Annotated in this window: 14 protein-coding genes and 2 pseudogenes; 9 read left to right on the forward strand and 7 right to left on the reverse strand. The window is 69.2% G+C overall.

Annotated elements, in window-relative coordinates:
• Positions 1-32: 32 nt before the first annotated feature.
• The 3 genes from ACIA58_RS25225 to ACIA58_RS25235 all read right to left on the reverse strand — a co-directional run bounded on the left by ACIA58_RS25225 (position 33) and on the right by ACIA58_RS25235 (position 3544).
• Positions 33-1682, reverse strand: coding sequence for an FtsX-like permease family protein (locus tag ACIA58_RS25225; RefSeq protein WP_396406215.1), 1650 nt, complete (start codon positions 1680-1682; stop codon positions 33-35).
• The gene (locus ACIA58_RS25230) at positions 1679-2380 is read right to left on the reverse strand and encodes an ABC transporter ATP-binding protein (RefSeq protein WP_396406216.1); all 702 of its coding nucleotides are present in this window, start codon (positions 2378-2380) and stop codon (positions 1679-1681) included. The genes ACIA58_RS25225 and ACIA58_RS25230 overlap by 4 nt, the downstream gene beginning before the upstream one ends.
• 108 nt (positions 2381-2488) lie before the next feature.
• On the reverse strand, positions 2489-3544 hold the full coding sequence (locus ACIA58_RS25235; RefSeq protein WP_396406217.1) for a P1 family peptidase: 1056 nt from the start codon (positions 3542-3544) through the stop codon (positions 2489-2491).
• A gap of 356 nt (positions 3545-3900) precedes the next feature.
• Between ACIA58_RS25235 and ACIA58_RS25240 the strand changes: the two genes are divergently transcribed.
• A complete protein-coding gene (locus ACIA58_RS25240) occupies positions 3901-4413 on the forward strand; it encodes a DUF2087 domain-containing protein (protein ID WP_396406218.1) in 513 nt (170 codons plus the stop codon).
• A 110-nt stretch (positions 4414-4523) separates the two neighbouring features.
• Here the strand turns inward: ACIA58_RS25240 and ACIA58_RS25245 are convergent, their stop codons facing one another.
• Entirely contained in the window at positions 4524-7220 is a 2697-nt protein-coding gene (locus ACIA58_RS25245) for a GNAT family N-acetyltransferase (protein WP_396406219.1), read from the reverse strand.
• A 42-nt stretch (positions 7221-7262) separates the two neighbouring features.
• Between ACIA58_RS25245 and ACIA58_RS25250 the strand changes: the two genes are divergently transcribed.
• From ACIA58_RS25250 to ACIA58_RS25265, 4 genes are read left to right on the forward strand one after another with little or no spacing between them, the layout of a single operon-like run.
• A complete protein-coding gene (locus ACIA58_RS25250; RefSeq protein WP_396406220.1) occupies positions 7263-8312 on the forward strand; it encodes an SLC13 family permease in 1050 nt (349 codons plus the stop codon).
• 18 nt (positions 8313-8330) lie between these two features.
• A complete protein-coding gene (locus tag ACIA58_RS25255) occupies positions 8331-10028 on the forward strand; it encodes an AMP-binding protein (RefSeq protein ID WP_396406221.1) in 1698 nt (565 codons plus the stop codon).
• Between the two features lie 2 nt (positions 10029-10030).
• On the forward strand, positions 10031-10798 hold the full coding sequence (locus ACIA58_RS25260) for an ABC transporter permease (RefSeq protein ID WP_396406222.1): 768 nt from the start codon (positions 10031-10033) through the stop codon (positions 10796-10798).
• Complete coding sequence (locus ACIA58_RS25265) at positions 10795-11043, forward strand: DUF2630 family protein (RefSeq protein ID WP_396406223.1); 249 nt, start codon at positions 10795-10797, stop codon at positions 11041-11043. Before ACIA58_RS25260 ends, ACIA58_RS25265 begins: the two co-directional genes overlap by 4 nt.
• A 103-nt stretch (positions 11044-11146) precedes the next feature.
• Here the strand turns inward: ACIA58_RS25265 and ACIA58_RS25270 are convergent, their stop codons facing one another.
• Genes ACIA58_RS25270 through ACIA58_RS25280 form a run of 3 tightly spaced genes read right to left on the reverse strand, consistent with a single transcriptional unit; the run spans position 11147 to position 13441 of the window.
• The gene (locus tag ACIA58_RS25270; protein ID WP_396406224.1) at positions 11147-11557 is read right to left on the reverse strand and encodes a CoA-binding protein; all 411 of its coding nucleotides are present in this window, start codon (positions 11555-11557) and stop codon (positions 11147-11149) included.
• Between the two features lie 13 nt (positions 11558-11570).
• On the reverse strand, positions 11571-12236 hold the full coding sequence (locus ACIA58_RS25275) for a LuxR C-terminal-related transcriptional regulator (protein WP_396406225.1): 666 nt from the start codon (positions 12234-12236) through the stop codon (positions 11571-11573).
• On the reverse strand, positions 12218-13441 hold the full coding sequence (locus ACIA58_RS25280) for a sensor histidine kinase (RefSeq protein ID WP_396406514.1): 1224 nt from the start codon (positions 13439-13441) through the stop codon (positions 12218-12220). Before ACIA58_RS25280 ends, ACIA58_RS25275 begins: the two co-directional genes overlap by 19 nt.
• A gap of 277 nt (positions 13442-13718) precedes the next feature.
• Here ACIA58_RS25280 and ACIA58_RS25285 point away from each other — a divergent pair, with 277 nt between their 5' ends.
• The 4 genes and pseudogenes from ACIA58_RS25285 to ACIA58_RS25300 all read left to right on the forward strand — a co-directional run.
• The gene (locus ACIA58_RS25285; RefSeq protein WP_396406226.1) at positions 13719-14486 is read left to right on the forward strand and encodes an ABC transporter ATP-binding protein; all 768 of its coding nucleotides are present in this window, start codon (positions 13719-13721) and stop codon (positions 14484-14486) included.
• Complete coding sequence (locus tag ACIA58_RS25290) at positions 14486-16420, forward strand: FtsX-like permease family protein (protein WP_396406227.1); 1935 nt, start codon at positions 14486-14488, stop codon at positions 16418-16420. The genes ACIA58_RS25285 and ACIA58_RS25290 overlap by 1 nt, the downstream gene beginning before the upstream one ends.
• Positions 16421-16552: 132 nt before the next feature.
• Positions 16553-17161, forward strand: a pseudogene (locus ACIA58_RS25295) (DNA gyrase subunit A); the annotation flags it as partial.
• A 66-nt stretch (positions 17162-17227) separates the two neighbouring features.
• A pseudogene (locus ACIA58_RS25300) lies at positions 17228-17815 on the forward strand (LAGLIDADG family homing endonuclease); the annotation flags it as partial.
• Positions 17816-18091 lie beyond the last annotated feature (276 nt).

An 18091-nucleotide genomic window follows, 5' to 3' on the forward strand; every position in this document is an offset into this window, starting at 1 on the left:
GCCGAGCGTTCGACCCTTGTGGACAACCACGCTCAGTTCGCACTCGCCTTCCGCAGTACCGGCGCACCGGCGGCGCCCGCGACCGCGACGAGGACGAGCCCTGCCACGACCTGCCCGATCAGGAGCAGTACGCCGGAGCTGCCCTGCGTGATGACCTTGCCGCCGCTCAGCGCCAGCCCACACAGCGCTCCGAACGCGACGACGGGCAGTCCGACCCCGATCACCGGCACGACGGCCGCGACCCGTGCCGACCGCTCGATCACCTTCAGCGGTACGCCGGAGCGCCGCAAGGCCCTCGCCGGAGCCGCTTGGTCCAGCGCTGTACCTACCGCCCCTGCCGCAGTCGAAGCGGCGACGGTCAGGAAGACCAGGGAGAGCAGGAGTGCTACACCGATCCGCATGTCGTGGAAGGTCGGGTCGTCGTCTCCCGGTGGCATGAACACCGAGATGAAGCCGGTGACGAAGCCCGACAGCACCAGCGCCGCGACCGGTCGGAAGGCGGCCTTCGGGTCGTCCACAAGCCGGCGTCCGGCCAGCAACGTCACAGGTTTGTTTGCCAGGTTCGCCATCGTCTTGCCGACCACCTGCACCGCGAACGGGCCGATGACGCGTACGGCGAGCGCAGCGAACCCGACTCCGATCAGCAAGGGCAGAAGGGCCGCCTTCATCCCGTAGTACGCCAGGATCACCGGACCGATCACCAGTAACCCGATCCGCAGCACACTGACGCCCTTGCGGGTCTGGCCGCGGACGACGCCCAGCGGGGTGATGCTGACTCGGCCCAGTCCGATCAGTGCGCTGACGACGGACAGGACAGGTACGGCGACCAGCACGACGAGGACTGTCCACCAGTTGACGGTGATGTCGCCGACGTACCAGCGTCCGCCGCCGAGCGGGATGCGTGCGATGAGTGGGCTCAGGACGGTGTAGCCGACCAGTCCGACGACTGCACCGACCAGAGCAAGGACGGCCTGCTCTACAGTGCTCAGCCAGAGGACCTGCGTTCTCGTGGCACCTGCAAGGCGCAGCGCGGCCAGTCTGTGTTCGCGGCGCTTGGCTGCGACACCGGCTGCCTGGCCGACGAGGCTCAGGATCGGAAACAGCACGAGGGTGATGCCGAACGCCACTGCGATCAGCAGAGCGAGCATGCGGCTGTCCCAGACCTTCTCGTGCCAACTGCTCACGTACTGCGGATGCTGGTCGGCCGGGATCGTCTGCACGCCACGGATGACGATGAACTCCTCCGGTGACGACAACCCCTTGGCGCTGATAATGCCGGTCGGCTGCACGACGTCGTACTGCTTGCTGAGGCTGGACCAGTGCTTGGCGACCTCGGGTGACACGAAGACCTCGCCGGGCTTCGGGGTGTTGTCGAGGCCGGGTGGTGGCGGGAGCTCGTTGGGCTTGAGGGTTGCGAGGTCGAGGACCGTCATCCGGTGTCCGTCGACCCGCTGGTCGTCGTCGAGGTTCATCGCGCCGATCGCGGTGGTCGGGTCGGCCTTGTCCCCACTCCGCCAGCCGATGCGCTCCGACCGGTGCGACAGCCCGAGTGAGCCGGCGATGAGGAAGGTCACGAGCAGCGCGACGACCGCGGTCGCACCGAGCGCGGCCAGGTTGGCGGCGCGTCCGCCAGGCCCAGGACGCCGTACGAACCGCAGCCCGAGATCCGTCATCGGGTTCATCGCACGACTCCCGCTGATTCGCTGACGCGGCCGTCGACGATGTGGAGTGCCCGGTGGCAGCGGGCGGCGACAGAGTCGTCGTGGGTGACGACTACTACCGCCGCGCCTCGGTAGGTGGCAGCCCCGACCAGTAGGTCGATGACCTGGGAGCCGGTGGCTGCGTCAAGGGCGCCGGTCGGCTCGTCGGCGAAGACCACCTGGGGCTCGCCGACCAAAGCACGGGCGATGGCGACTCGTTGGGCCTGGCCGCCGGACAGCTCGCCCGGACGTCGGCCTGCCTCGGCGGCGAGACCCACCTGGGCGAGCATGTTCCGCGCGCGACCGATCGCGTCCCGGCGGCTCAGACCGTCCACCATCATCGGGAGCGCCACGTTCTCGTCCGCGGGCAGCTCGGCGAGTAGTTGGTTGTCCTGGAAGACGAAACCGAGCCGACGGCGGCGTAGTACTGTCCGCGCCGCGTCGTTGAGCTGGTCCACGCGTTCACCGCCCAGCCACACCTCTCCCTGGTCCGGCGTGAGGATCCCGGCCAGCACGTGCAGCAGCGTGGTCTTGCCGTTGCCGCTCGGGCCCATGACCGCGAGCGCCTCGCCGGAGCGGACAGCGACGTCGACACCGGCCAGGCCGATCACGCTGCCGTAGTACTTGACCAGGCCATGACCGGAGAGGACGACCTGCGACTGGGGACTCTGGAAGTTCATACCGCAGAGCCTTCCGCGAACGCCGCCCGCGATCGTCGGCCCGCAGACCGGTCTTGCCGTCGTCTTCCGGCGCCTTTCGGCACCCCGGCGTACGACTGGGGTCGTACGTCAGTCGGTCCGGAACGCCGAGGGGTAGGCGTCGCGGTAGCTCGGAATCGGGCCGCCGGGCGTCTGCACCGACTCGGCGTTGAGCATCGCGTGCACGATCGCCCGCGACAGGGTCCGCGCACCGGCCGCGTAGACCGTCTCGAGCTGCCCGAGGGCCATCGGGTCCGTGACGCTGAGCCGCGGCCGGTCGTCGTCGGCCACCCGGGTCGACACCGCGAAGATGCTGTCGCCGTCGACGAGCGTGTGGATCGGATCGACCGCCCGGGCCAGTCCGTCGTGCGCGACCATCGCCATCCGCTTCGTCGCCGCCTTGTCGAGCGGTACGTCGGTCGCCACCACGGCGATCACGGTGTTCATCGACGGTCCCGGGATCAGGTTGCGACCCGGCGCGGCCGGTGGTGGCGGCTCGACCGGTGTCCGCAGGTGGCCGAACTCGTCGCCGATCCCGAAGCGAGCGCCGTACAGGTTGCCGTCGGCGTCGACGGTCGAGCCGGCCGCGTTCACGATCACCAGCACGCCGACCGTCGTACCGTCGTCGAGCCGCACGCTGGCCGAGCCGACGCCGCCCTTCAGCGAGCGCGCCCGCGCACCCGCCCCGGCACCGTGGTTGCCCAAGGCAACCGGTCCGTCGGTGGCGGCGGAGATCGCGTCCGCACCCCAGGACGGCTCCGGCCGGGCCTTGAAGTCCCCACCGCGGGCGAGGTCGAAGATCACCGCGGCCGGGACGATCGGGACCACGTCGTACTCGCCCTGACCGACGCGCACCCCCTCGCCGCGCTCCTCCAGCCAGCGCATGACGCTGCCGGCGGTGTCGAGACCGAACGCACTCCCGCCGGTCAGCACGATCGCGTTCACACCGCCGTTCGAGTTCACCGGCGAGAGCAGATCCGTCTCGCGGGTCCCGGGGGCACCACCGCGGACATCGACGCCGGCAACGGCAGTCGCCGGCAGGTGCAGGACCGTCGTACCGGTGAGGTACGGCGCATCGATGCGCTCCACCTGTCCGACAAGCACTCCGGGGACATCGGTGATCGCATTGTGCGGGCCAGGCTGCATACGGCGATCCTTGCACGCCCCAAACCGCGCCCGAGACGACATCCGCACAAATCCGGACGATATCCGTGGCACGTCCGTCGCCCGGGACGAGTCCGGGGCACGTCCGTGGCAGCGTCCGGGCGGCTCTGGCCCAACCCCGCCTGTCGGCATTTGAGTGGTCAACCTCGCGAAGTGCCCCTTCACACCTCGCACACGGCGGGTGAACGGACAACCTCAGCGGTTAACCCCTCAAATGCGCTCGGGGCGGGCGTCCGGGCACGGGCGGTGGGGTGGGCTGGGTACGGCGGGCGGTGGGTGGGTTGGAGTGTTCGGGGGTACGTCGAAATGTGGTTGCGGTAATCGTTAGCGTGAAATGTATGAACACCGATCAGCTGTGTGGTCTGCTGGCCGAACCGTCGAGGTTGCGGACATACTCCGCGATCGTCCTCGGCGCCACCACCCCCGAGCAGGTTGCCGGGAGCACCGGACTCGACGCGCCGGTCGTGGTAAAGGCACTGCAACGGCTGACCAAGGGCGGACTGATCGAGGCGAGCCGCGACGGGTTCACCGCGGCCGAGGGCGCGTTCAAGGACGCCGTCCGCGAGAGTCGCCCGGAGCGGGTGCCGCTCGACGAGGATCCGGCCCGCGACAACGTGCTCAAGTCGTTCATCCGCGACGGGCGGCTCACGCACTTCCCGACCTTCCCGGACAAGTATCAGGTCGTTCTCGAGCATCTGGTCGAGACGTTCGAGGTCGGGCGGGCCTACCCCGAGGCCGAGGTCAACGAACTGCTCAACCGCTGGCACCCGGACCACGCCGCCCTCCGGCGAGGGCTGGTCGACGCCCGTCTGCTCCATCGCGAGAACAGCATCTACACCCGCACACGCTGAGCGAATCTGCAGCTCGACAGTACGTATACGCCCACTGCCGACAGGCGCCCGCCTGGATTCAGGCCGATGCACCCGACACATCCTGTCGAGCTGCAGCGCTCCGCGGTCGGTCAGGTGAGGCGGCGGGCGGGAGTGTCTTGGCGGGGCTTCTCGTTGGGCGCGATGCGGACTCTCGTGTCGAGGACGCAGGCGCCTTCGGCGGAGACCAGGACCGAGCGGAGGTCGAGGCGGACGACCTCCTCGAGGTCGAGCGTGAGGCGTGAGACCCGGTGCAGCAGGTCCTCGATCGCGGAGATGTCGACCGGGTCGGAGCCGCGGTAGCCGTAGAGCAGCGGTGACGCCTTCACCTCGCGGACCATCTCGGCCGCGTCGCGCGTCGTCAGCGGCGGCATCCGGTACGACCGGTCGCCGAGCAGGTCCGTCGCCACCCCGGACAGGCCGAACGTCACGACCGGACCGAACGACACGTCCTCGATGGTCGAGATCACCACCGGCACGCCGGGCGGCGCCATCTTCTGTACGACGAACTGTGCCCGTCCCGGATCCGACGCGACCCCGAACGTCTGCGTCATCTCCGCCCAGGCCGCCCGCATGTCGTCCTCGTCGTGGATGTGCCGCCAGATGTCGGCCAGGTCGGGCCGCATCCGCCACTGCTCCGCGGTCGCCTTCAGGATCACCTCGAACCCGAGGTCCGCCGCCCGGCCGACCGCCTCGTCCGCGCTCAGCACCGGGAACGCCGGCAGCACCGAGATCCCGTAGAAGCTCAGCAGCCGCTGCCGATCAGCCTCGTCCAGATCGGCACCGGCCGGATGCCGCTGCAGGAACTCCGCGACGAAGTCCTCTCCCCCGGCGGTGTCCACGTCCGGCAGATCCGGGATCCGGCTGTCCGAGCGCCTGCGCCACTCGGCGTACTGCGTCGCCTTCGCGAGCGCGCCGACGGCGTACTGCGGGTTGAGGAAGGACGGGATCGACCCGCGGGCGGCGCCACCGTCCTCGTCCGGCACCTGGAGCTCGGCGGGCACACTGCGCGAGGCGAGGAACGTCGACACCACGGGCTTGTCGGAGCCCGCGGCCGCCGCGGCCAGCACTTGCGCGACCTCGGCGCCGTTCGACTGCACCGGCGGCGTGTAGATCACGACGACCGAATGCACCTTGTCGTCGGCGAACACCTCCGACAAAGCCGCACCGAAGTCCGAGGCGGTCGCGTCCGGGCTCAGGTTCCGTGGCTCGCCGGCGATGTCCAGGCCGCAACCCGCCATCGTGTCCAGTGCGAGCAGTGTCAGCGCGTCGGAGTTCGAGACGATCGCGACGCGGCGGCCCTTCGGCAGCGGCTGGTGCGCCAGCAGCTGGGCGACGTCGAACAGCTCACCGGTGGTGTCCACGCCGATCAGCCCGCTCTGCCGGAACATCGACTCGATGGTTGCCGGGGGCAAGGAGCTGCGGCGGACCATCTGGCCGACCGGTACGCCCTGGGTCGCCCGCCCAGACTTCAGCGCGATCACCGGCTTCCGCCCGGCCAGCCGGCGCGAGACGCGGCTGAACTTGCGCGGGTTGCCGAGCGACTCGAGGTACAGCAGGACGACCTCGGTGGCCTCGTCGGAGTACCAGAACTGCATCAGGTCGTTGCCCGAGACATCCGCCCGGTTGCCGGCCGAGACGAAGCTCGACAGGCCGAGGCCACGCCCGACCATGTCGGCCAGGATCGGCACCCCGAGCGCGCCGGACTGGCAGAAGAACGCCACCCGGCCCTTGCTCGGCATCAGCGGCGACAACGTCGCGTTCAGCGAGACGCCGGCCGCGGTGTTGATCAGGCCGAGCGCGTTCGGCCCGATCACCCGCATGCCGTACGAGCGCGCGAGACCGACCAGGTACCGCTGCCGCTTCCGGCCTTCGTCACCGATCTCGGCGAACCCGCTGGACACCACGACCAGCCCGCGCACGCCCTTGGCCGCACAGTCCAGGACGACGTCCGCGACCATCTCCGCCTTGACCGCGACCACCGCCAGGTCGACCGTGTCCTCGACCTCGCGGATCGTCGGGTACGCCGGAACGCCCTCGATCTGGTCGGCCTTCGTGTCGGTGTTCACGGCGTACAGCCGGCCGGAGAACCCGCCGTCACGCAGGTTGCGGAGCAGCGCGTTGCCGATCGTGCCCTCGCGCCGGCTCGCACCGATCACGGCCACGGACGAAGGGGTCAGCAGCCGAGCGATCGACAGGGCCTCGGAGCGCTGCTCGCGGGCCTGCATCACGCCGAACGACGTGTCCGTCGGCGCGATGTCGAACTCGACCACGATCACGCCGTCCTCGAACTCGCGGGCGACCTTGTACCCGGCCTCGGCGAAGACGGTGATCATCTTCCGGTTGTCCGGCAGCACCTCGGCGACGAACCGGTGGATGCCGTTCTCGCGGGCCGCCTGGGCCAGGTGCTCCAGGAACAGCTGCCCGAGGCCGCGGCCCTGGTGCGCGTCCTCGATCAGGAACGCGACCTCCGCCGTACTCCGGCCGGTCCGCTCGTAGCGGCCGACGCCGATCATCTCGTCACCGACCGTGACGATCAGCGCCAGCCTGTCGTGGTAGTCGACCTGGGTGAACCTCGCCACATCGCGCTCGGACAGTTGTGGGTACGGGGCGAAGAAGCGGTAGTACTTCGACTGCTCGGACACCCGGGCGTAGAAGGCCACCAGCAGGTCGGCGTCGTCGGGCGTGATCGGGCGCAGATGAGCGGTCGCGCCGTCCCGCAGGACGACGTCAGCCTCGTACTCCGCCGGATAGCCGTCCGGCAGCTCGTGGTCATACTGGTCCGGCACCCCGTAAGCGTACTCAAACGGTCACCTGAGAGGTCCTGAATTTTGGTCGAGCGGATCGCGCCGGTGCTGGTCTTCCTGATCGCTGTGACCGTCATCGCCGAACTGGCCGACCAGGCCAAGGTGTTCGACGTCGCCGCGCGGGAGGCGGCCCACCTCGCCCGCGGCCGGGTCTGGCGGCTCTGGTTGCTGGTCGTCGCGCTCGCCACCGGCCTCACGATCGTGCTCTCGCTGGACACCTGCGCGGTGCTGCTGACGCCGGTCGTGCTGTCGATGGCCCGCCAGCTGGACGTCCCGCCGAAGCTGTTCGCGTTCACCACGGTATGGCTGGCCGGTACGGCGTCGTTGCTGCTGCCGGTGTCCAATCTCACGAACCTGCTCGCGCTGCACCAGTTCCGCCAGTTGGACGCCTCGTTCATCGCGACGAGCTGGCGTCCCGCGATCGCCTCGATCCTGATCACGATCGTCGTACTCGCCGTGCTCTTCCACCGGGACCTGCGCCGGACGTACGCCGTACCGCCGACACCACCGGTCGAGGACAAGGTGCTGTTCTGGGGCTCGGCGGCCGTCTGCGTGCTGACGGGGCCGGCGTTCGTGTCAGGTGTCGAGGTTGCCTGGCCCGCGAGCATCGGGGCGATCGCACTGGTCGTACTGTTCGCGATCCGGCGGCGCAGCGTGCTGCGCTGGTCGCTGATCCCGTACAAGCTGGTCATCACCGTCGTGGTGCTGTTCACCGTCGTCGGGTTCCTCAGCGATCACGGCCTCGAGGATCTGCTCCGCCGGATCGCGGGGACCACGTCCGAGCTGCGACTGAGCGCGACCGCGGGCGTCGGGGCGAACCTGTTCGACAACCTCCCGGCGTACCTCGCGATGGAACCGGTCGCCTCCAGCAGCCCGCACCGGATGATGGCGCTGCTCATCGGCGTCAACTGCGGCTGCCTGCTCACGCTCTGGGGCTCCCTCGCCACCCTCCTCTGGCGAGCCCGCTGCGACGCCGCCCGCGTCGACATCTCCTGGTGGTCCTTCCTGTGGCGCGGCCTCATCCTCACGCCCCTCGTCGTGGCGGGAGCCGTTCTCGCGCTGAACGGGTTCTGAATGGGTAATGTGCGGCACATGGCGACCGAGCAGAGCACGTCGGAGGTGACCCGGGAGTTCCGGGCGGCGCGGGACTTCCTGGTGGCGCATCGCGACGACTACGAGACGGCGTACCGGGACTTCGGTTGGCCGGCGTTCGAGCGGTTCAACTGGGCGCACGACTGGTTCGACGCGCTCGCGGTCGAGCAGCCCGAGGTGGCGGCGCTGACGATCGTCGAGGAGGACGGTCAGGTCACCTCCCGGACGTACGCCGAGATGGGCGAGCGGTCCCGGCAGGTCGCCGGCTGGCTCACCGAGGCGGGTCTGAAGCCGGGTGACCGCGTACTGATCGTGCTCGGCAACCAGGTCGAGCTCTGGGAGACGATGCTCGGCTGTATCCGGGCCGGCGCGGTGATGATCCCCGCGACCACCCTGCTCACCGACGCCGACCTCGCCGACCGCATCTCTCGCGGCAACGTCCGCGCCGTCGTCACCAGCGGCGCCGACGCGGCCCGGTACGCCGGGATCGCGAACCATTGCATCCGCGTCGCCGTCGGCTCACCGGCCGAGGGGTGGCTGCCGTACGCCGACAGCGAGAGCTACGACGGCCCTGTCCCGGAGGTCGACACCGCGGCCGACGACCCGCTCCTGCTGTACTTCACCTCCGGTACGACGAGTCAGCCGAAGCTGGTCGAGCACACGCAGGTCAGCTACCCGCTCGGGCACCTCTCGACGATGTACTGGATCGGTCTGCAGCCCGGCGACGTCCACCTCAACGTGTCCTCACCCGGCTGGGCCAAGCACTCGTGGAGCAACGTGTTCGCGCCGTGGAACGCCGGTGCGACCGTCTTCCTCTACAACTACACGCGCTTCAACGCCGAGAAGATGCTGCAGGTCCTGCAGCAGTACGGCGTGACCACGTTCTGCGCGCCGCCGACCGTGTGGCGGATGCTGATCCAGGCGGACCTGTCCGCGGTCGACGTACAGATCCGCGAGTGCATCTCGGCCGGCGAGCCGCTCAACCCCGAGGTCATCGAGCAGGTCCGCACTGCCTGGGACATCACCATCCGGGACGGGTACGGCCAGACCGAGACGACCGCGCAGATCGGCAACACGCCCGGTCAGCAGGTCAAGCTCGGCTCAATGGGCCGTCCACTGCCCGGGTACAGCATCGCGCTGATCGACCCGGCGACCGACGAGATCGGCGACGACGGCGAGATCTGCATCGAGCTGGCGCCCGCTCCGGTGCCGTTGATGCACGGCTATCGCGATGCGGACGAGCTGACCGCCGAGGTGATGCGCAACGGGTTCTACCACACCGGCGACGTCGCCAGCCGGGACGCGGACGGGTACATCACCTACGTCGGCCGCTCGGACGACGTGTTCAAGGCCAGCGACTACCGGATCTCGCCGTTCGAGCTGGAGTCGGTGCTGATCGAGCACCCGGCGGTCGCCGAGGCAGCCGTCGTGCCGTCACCGGACCCGGTCCGGCTCGCGGTGCCCAAGGCGTACGTCGTGCTCGCGGCCGGTCACGAGCCGTCGCGGGAGCTCGCCGGCGAGATCCTGGCGTTCTGCCGCGAGCACCTGGCGCCGTACAAGCGGATCCGGCGGCTCGAGTTCGCCGATCTGCCCAAGACGATCTCCGGCAAGATCCGGCGGGTCGAGCTGCGCGCGGACGAGGCGGCGAAGGTCGAGAGCGGCGCCGGGAACACCTACGACGAGGCCGACTTCAAGTAAGCATGTCGTTCCATACCGGCCTGGGCTGGTCGGCACTTGTCGTCCTGCCGCTGCTGATAGCGATCGGTGTCGGGGCGTCCCGGTACGCCGGCCTGCGACACGACAAAGGAATTGTCACCGCGGCCCTGCGTGCGGTTGTGCAACTCGCAGCGGTCGGCGTGGTGGTCGGGTTCGCGTTGCAGCACACTGTCGGCGCCATCGCGTTCGTACTGCTGATGTTCGTCGTCGCCACCGTGACCAGCACCCGACGGCTGCGTCAGACCGCGGTCGTTCCACGTCAGTGGGCGTACTGCGCGACCGCGATCGGCTGCGGCGCCTTCGCCGTACTGCTGGTGCTCATCCTGCCCGGCGTCGTGCCGCGCAACCCGGCCAGCATCCTGCCGATGGGCGGCATCATCGTCGGCGGCACGATGACCGCGACCACGCTCGCCGGGCGCCGCGTGCTCAGCGAGTACGGGACGCGGTTCGGCGAGTTCGAGGCCGGGCTGTCGATCGGCCTGCTCCAGCCCGACGCCTTCAAGCTCGTCGTCGGCCCGATCGCCGGTGACGCGCTCCTTCCGGCGCTCGACCAGACGCGCACGGTCGGCCTGGTCACCCTGCCCGGCGCCTTCGTCGGCATGGTCCTCGGCGGCGCGTCACCCACCCAGGCCGCCGCGCTCCAACTCGTCGTCCTCCTCGGCCTGATCGCGGCCGAGGCCCTGGCGATCCTCGTCCTCACCGAACTCCTGTCCCGATCCCACCTGCCCGACGGGCGTACCGTTTCCTCATGAGCGACGACAAGAGCATCATCAGCCGGATCGACGACCTGGTCGCGGAGGAGAAGGACCTCCGGTCCAAGCACGCCGCCGGCCAGATCAACGACGACGACGAGCACGCCCGGCTCAAGGCCGTCGAGATCGAGCTGGACCAGTGCTGGGACCTGCTCCGCCAGCGGCGCGCCCGGCGCGAGTTCGGCGAGAACCCCGACGACGCCCAGGCCCGCTCGGCCGACACCGTCGAGGGCTACCTCAACTAACGCGCCCCGCCGCCCGCCCCGCCATTTGAGAGGTGAACCTTGCCAATGGCCCGTTCACAGCCCGCATGCGAGGCAGAAAGGGTCCATCTCACGGGTTGACCACTCAAATGGCCCGCGCTGGTCCGAGACGTCCCCACTCGATCGCCGGGCAGTGGTTCATCACCATCGTGAGTCCGGCCGCGGTCGTCCGTGCGTAGGCGTCCTGATCAACTACGTCGAGCTGGAACCACACCGCGCGCGCGTTGATTCCCACCGCCTGGTCCGCGATGTCGCCGGCCAGGCCGGAGTTGACGAAGACGTCCACGCAGTCGACCGGGAACGGGATGTCCGTGAGCGTCGCGTACCCCTGCTCGCCGTGCACCGTCTCTGCCGACGGATGCACCGGCACGATGCGCTTGCCGTGGTTCTGCAGGAACCGCGCCACGCCGTACGCCGCCCGGCTGGTGTTGTTCGACAGTCCGACCACGGCCCAGGTCTCGCAGTCGGCCAGGATCTTCCGGATCGCCTCGTCCATGTTCATCCTCTGTTCAACCTCTCAGATAGGTCAGCACCGCGGATACGCGCCGGTCCAACCCATCTTCCAACCGCAGCTTGGCGAAAATGTTTCCCACGTGTTTGCGGACCGCGGCTTCACTCACGACCAGCTGCTCGGCGATCGACGCGTTCACCCGGCCCTCGGCCATCAGCGCGAGCACCTCCAGCTCGCGCGGGGTGAGCGCGGCCAGCGGCCCGTCGTTCCGGCGGCGCGCGAGCAGCTGACGCACGACCTCCGGGTCGACCACGGTCCCGCCGTCGGCGACCCGGTCCAGCGACTCGAGGAACTCCGCGACATGTCCGACCCGGTCCTTCAGCAGGTACCCGATCCCGCCGGTCGTTGTCTCCAGCAACGTCGACAGGTACGCATCGGCGACGTACTGCGAGAGCACGAGGATCCCGATCGCCGGCAGCTCGGCCCGGATCGCGGCGGCGGCCCGCAGGCCCTCGTCGCTGTGCCCGGGCGGCATCCGCACGTCGGTGATCACCACGTCCGGCGGCTCCTTGCGTACGACGGCCAGCAGCGTGTCCGCGTCCCCGACGGTGTCCCGTACGTCGTGCCCGGCGCGATCCAGGATGCTGGCCAGGCCCTCCCGCAACAGCAGCGAGTCCTCGGCCAGCACGATGGCCAGTCGACGGCTCAATCGCCGAGTCGGCACGGGCACTCCATTCTCAGACGGGTCGGCCCACCGGGTGGGCTGTCGACGTCGAGTGTGCCGCCCAAGGCGTCCAATCGCGTCACCAGCCCGGTAAGTCCGCTGCCCGCACCGAGACGTGCGCCGCCGACACCGTCGTCCTGGACCGCGATCACGAGCCGCTCACGGTCCACCCAGCCGGACACCTCGCACTTCGTGGCCTGTGCATGCTTCGCGACGTTCGCCAGCGCTTCGCTCACGACGAAGTACGCCGCAGCCTCGATCGGCGGCGGTAGACGCGTGGTCGACAGCTGCACTGTCACGGGCAGCGGCATCCGGTCCGCCACCTCCCGTACGGCGGCCTCCAGCCCGTGGTCGACCAGGACCCGCGGATGGATCCCGCGTACTGCGGCCCGCAGGTCGGCCAACGCGGCCTCCGCCTCGGAATGGGCCTTCATCACCAGCCGCCTCCCCTCGCCGTCGGGCAGGTCCAGCTCGGCCAGCCCGAGCGTCATCGTGAGTCCGACCAGCCGCTGCTGTACGCCGTCGTGCAGGTGCCGCTCGATCCGCGCCCGCTCGGTCTCGAACGCATCGACCAGGTCGAGCCTGGAGCGTCGCAGCTCGGCGAGGTTGCGCTGCAGCTCCTCCTGGCGTGGTCCGAGCATGGCCTTCGCGAGCGAGGCCTCCGCACCGGCGATGACTCCGAGCAGGTACGAGCTGACCGCGTAGAACACCGGCCCGAACAGGACGAGGAAGATCACCCCTTCCCTGGCCGAGTCGAGCGTCCACGGCCCCATCCCCATCTCGTCGGTGTCAGCGATGACCGGCGCGGCCAGCGTGGTCAGCAGAACGGTCGCGCTGATACCTGCGAACAAGGCGCTCAGCGGCCAGAGGAGCACGCCGAGCACGAACCCGTACCCGAGAGCTCGCATCGAGGCCTGCTCACGCCGCCGGAAGGTCAGCCGCCGCTTGACCGACAAACCGAGTGGCAGCTGCGCGTGCGGGGTGCTGATGCCGTCCACCAGCATCAGTCCGGCCCGCCAGCGCTCGATCCAGCCGATCGCCGCACCGATCAGCGGGAACGCGGTCAGCATCAGGATGCCGATCAGAATCGGGCTGAGGAGTGCGCTGAGCGCGGCGAGCCCGACCAGCACGCCGATCGCCAGCGCACCCACCGGCACAGACGTGAAGAGGTACGCATAGCTACGCCACGGCCACGACGAGATCAGGTAGCGCGGCGACGCGAGCGCTGCCCACGCGGTCCTGGGGCCTCCCGGCCTGGACTGAGGAGCGGAGGGAGCGGAGGGAGCGGAGCGACGAGGGAAGGCCGGGAGCAACAGCCCCAGGACCCGCCGCGCCGGAGGCGCGGCATTCAACTCAGTCTTAGGTCTCTCCACGCTGTCAACCCTAGAGGTGGGCGGCCCTCCGGGGCGGTAGCGTGCGCGCTACTCCAGGTCTCCACCACGGGCCAGCGCGGTCGGCGGCGTACGGCGGTTCGCTGGAACCATGACCGCTACCGCGCCTTCGTATCCGGGAATCGCACCCGCACAGCCGCCTGCGCTTCTGCTGGACGGCATCACCAAGACGTACCGTTCCAAGGCTGGAGCGGTCGACGCGCTGCGTGGAGTGACGTACCACTTCGCGCGCGGCTCGTTCACCGCAGTCATGGGCCCGTCCGGCTCCGGCAAGTCCACGCTGCTCCAGTGCGCTGCTGGGCTCGACAGGCCAACCAAGGGCACCGTCGTACTCAACGGAGCGACGCTGAGCGGGCTCAGCGAGGTCGAGCTCACCAAGCTGCGCCGGGCGGAGATGGGGTTCGTCTTCCAGGCGTACAACCTGCTGCCTTCGCTGACGGTGTACGACAACGTCGCATTGCCACTCCGGTTGACCGGACGCCGGCCGTCGCGGAACGACGTACACCGGGTCCTGGAGCAGGTCGGACTGGACGGCAAGGCGAAGCGACGGCCGGCGGAACTGTCCGGCGGTCAGCAGCAGCGGGTCGCGATCGCGCGGGCGCTCATCACCCAGCCATCGGTGTTCTTCGCCGACGAGCCGACCGGTGCGCTGGACAGCGGCACCAGCCGGCAGATCCTCGGATTGTTGCGCGAGGCAACCGACCGTGCGGGCCAGACCGTCGTCATGGTCACCCACGACCCGGTGGCGGCGGCGTACGCGGAGCGGGTGCTGTTCCTGTCCGACGGCCTGCTCGCCGGGCACCTCGATCGCGCCACGCCGACGCAGATCGCCGCGGCCATGAGTGATCTGGAGCAGTGATGTTCTACCTGAGCCGACAGACCGTCAGCCGCCACCGGGCGCTGTACGCCGGTTCGTTCGTCGCGCTCGCCGTCGGGGTGTTCCTGCTCGGACTGGCAGCCACCGCGACGGCGGCCACCATCGCCTACCGCGGAGCTGCCGCGAGCACCATCACCGTGACCACTCTGGGCGGAGACGGTGCGGCTCCTCGGCAGGTCCGGGTGCCGTTCTCGGATGCTGACGTCTCGGGGCTGCAGGTCGTGCTCAGCATGGTCGGGACGATCAGCGGGTTCATCACGATCTTCGTCATCGCCAGTACGTTCGCCTTCGCGGTCGCCTCGCGGCGCCGGGAGATCGGGCTGCTGCGGCTGATCGGCGCGACACCGCGTCAGATCCGGCGGATGGTCCTCGGCGAGGCGCTCGTCGTCGCGCTGGCAGCGTCGCTGACCGGTGCGCTCGCGGCCCAGCTCGCGACTCCCCTGCTGCTGGCCAAGGCGTCGTACACCGAGCTTGCGCCGGTGAAGCTCGAGCCGGCGTCGCCGTGGGTTCCGCTGGTGATCGCTGTCACCGCGGGATTGCTGGTCGCGATGCTCGGGGCACGGTCGGCGGCGCGGCGGGCCGGGCGGGTCGGGCCGATCGACGCGCTGCGGGAGGCCGCGCTGGAGCCGCCGCGGATCGGGCCGGTGCGGATCGTCTTCGGCCTGCTGTTCACGGCCGGGGCGATCACGATGCTGTCCCTGATCCGGCCGTCGAGCGGTGACGGCGCCGTACCGCTGGCGATGTTCACGCCGATGGTGATGGTCATCGCGCTGACGCTGCTCGCGCCGCTCGTGGTGCCGCTGGTGGGGCGGCTGTGGGCGCTGCCCCTGGTGGCGTGGACGCAGGTGTCGGGGCGGCTCGCGCGCAGCAACGTGCTGGCCGCGCCGCGTCGAAGCGCCTCGCTGGCTGCTCCCATCCTCGCGATCTCGGCCGTCGCCGGGTCGATGGTGCTGAGCCTGAGCTTCGCCGCGGACAGCGCGGCGGCGACGATTCGTGATGCTGTCCGCGCACCGGTCGTCGTCACTGGAGGGTCACCGGTTACAGGCGTAGGGGTAAAGACAGTGGATGCCGGAGTTCCGCTTCAGATGGTGCGGATCGATCGGGACGACGCCGAGCTCGAGGATGCCGAGGGGATCGACCCGGCGGTCGCCACGCAGACCCGGGATCTGGCGCCGACGGCCGGAGATGTCCGTGCCTTGACCGGGAATACGGTTGCTATCAGCAAGGAGATGTCGGGGTTCGAGGGGTACAAGGTCGGCGACGAGATCCCGGTGGTGTTCGTCGACCGGACGCCGGTGAAGCTTCGGGTGGTGGCGATCGTGAAGGATGCGCTCGGGGTGAACCCGTCGCTCCTGATACCGCTCGACCTGGCCCGCAAGCACGCGCCGACGGCCGTACCCGACCGGCAGTTCGTGCTGCCCGCCGACGGGACCGATCCGGCGAGCCTGGTGAAGCGGTTGCCGAACGCGCAGTTGGCCGCGGCTTGGGAGGCCGGCCAGGCGGACGGCGTACGGAAGGGGAATCAGCTCGGGCTCATCCTGCTCCTCGGTCCGGCCGGGCTGTACAGCGCGATCGCGATCGCCAACACACTGTTGATGGGCAGTCTGCAGCGGCGGCACGAGTTCATCACCTCGCGGCTGCTCGGAGCGACGCCGGCGCAGATCCGCCGGATGGTGCTCTGGGAGTCGTCGCTGGTGGGAGCGGTTGCGCTGAGCCTGGGCACCGCGATCACCGTGACGGTCGGGATCCTGATCCGGCACGCGATGAACGCGGGGCTGGCCGACGTACCGTTCACGGTTCCGTGGGGTGTGCTGCTGGGCATCGCCGGACTTTGTCTGATCCTGGCGGTAGGGTCCGCTCTGGCCCCGACCACGTACATCCTGCGCCGGTCACAGCCCTCCGCCGTAATGGAATAGACCGGTATAGCGGAGATGATCGGCGCAAGGGTGGGTCGCGGCCGGTGATTCCGTCTTTGACCAGGGACAATGGGTAGGGCGCCGGACCGTCGCGGCGTCGTACCGGTTTGATCGAGGAGCTCGTAGACCCGCATGGCACGCCGTACCAGCACCGCCGAACCCGAAGACTTCGAGGAGCGCATCCTCGACATCGACGTCTCCGACGAGATGCGTACCAGCTACCTGGAGTACGCCTACTCGGTGATCTACGCCCGGGCCCTGCCCGACGCCCGGGACGGCCTGAAACCGGTGCAGCGGCGGATCCTGTTCTCGATGGCGGAGAACAACATCCGCCCCGACCGCTCGCACGTGAAGTGCGCCCGCGTCGTCGGTGAGGTCATGGGTAAGTACCACCCGCACGGCGACGGCGCGATCTACGACGCCCTGGTCCGGACCGGGCAGTCCTGGTCGATGCGGGTGCCGCTGATCGACCCGCACGGCAACTTCGGCTCGCTCGACGACGGCCCGGCCGCGATGCGGTACTGCCTCACCGGTGACACCCGGGTGCGACTCGTCGACGGCAGCTCTCCCAGGATCGCCGACTTGGTGAACCTGCCGGAGAATTCTGAGGCCTTCGTGGACCTCGAGGTTCTCGACAAGGACGGCAAACCCGTCCACGCAAGCAAGGTCTTCAATTCCGGCACACATCCTGTGAAGAGACTGGTGACGAAGAGCGGTCATGCGCTCCGCGGCAGTCACAACCACCCGGTGCTGTGCCTTGTGCCGATCGCCGGTGTGCCCGTTTTCCAGTGGCTGCGGCTCGACGAGGTGAGGCCCGGCACAGTGGTCTGCCTCGCACGCAACGCGTGGACGACAGATGTTCCGATGGCTCACGAGATGACACTCGGCACGCTGTTCGGCGCCTGGGTGTCGGAAGGATTCGCCTCGGTCGGCCGGGCCGGTTTCAACAACACCGACGCGGAGTACTTCGAGTACGTCCTCGCGGCGTACGACGCGGTCGTGGGCGGCCCGCGCTACGTCTATTCTCGGAAAGCTCCCCGGTCTGAGCGCACGATCCACGAGCTCGACGTCCAGAACCTCAGCGCCTTCCGGGATAGCCCGCTCGCGAGCATGATCGGCTTCAAGGCGGCCGAGAAGCACATTCCCGAAGCCGTCTGGAACGGCACTGTCGGACTCAAACGTGCGTTCCTGATGGCGCTCTACGAAGGGGACGGCGGAATTCGCCGCGCCAACGACGCGTCCGTGACGATCCAGTACTCGACGTACAGCGAGACGCTGGCATCGGGACTCCAGGAACTGCTGCTCGAATTCGGCGTGCACAGCAATCTCACGCAGTACGCGCGCGGCGAGTACCGACTGGTGATCTCCGGTCAGCACAACATCCACGCCTTCAGCGAGCGGATCGGTTTCCTTGCGGCGAAGCGACACACGCTCCGCGGGTTACTTGCGCGCGCTTCTCGCTACACCCACCGTCTCACCCGCGACTACGCGCCGTACGTCGCGGACTTCGTACGCGACGCCCTCGATCCGGTGCGCGGGACGGGCAGGAGCTGGCTCCTCAACCACAACTTCGATCGTTTCGAGCGCTGGCAGGCCGATCGAAGCTTGCTTGTCGCGAAGTTCAAGGACCCTGAGATTCTCTCCGTGGTCGCGCCGATCATGGACTCCGGC

The sequence above is a fragment of the Kribbella sp. NPDC051586 genome (assembly GCF_044453965.1).
Taxonomy (GTDB): Bacteria; Actinomycetota; Actinomycetes; order Propionibacteriales; family Kribbellaceae; genus Kribbella.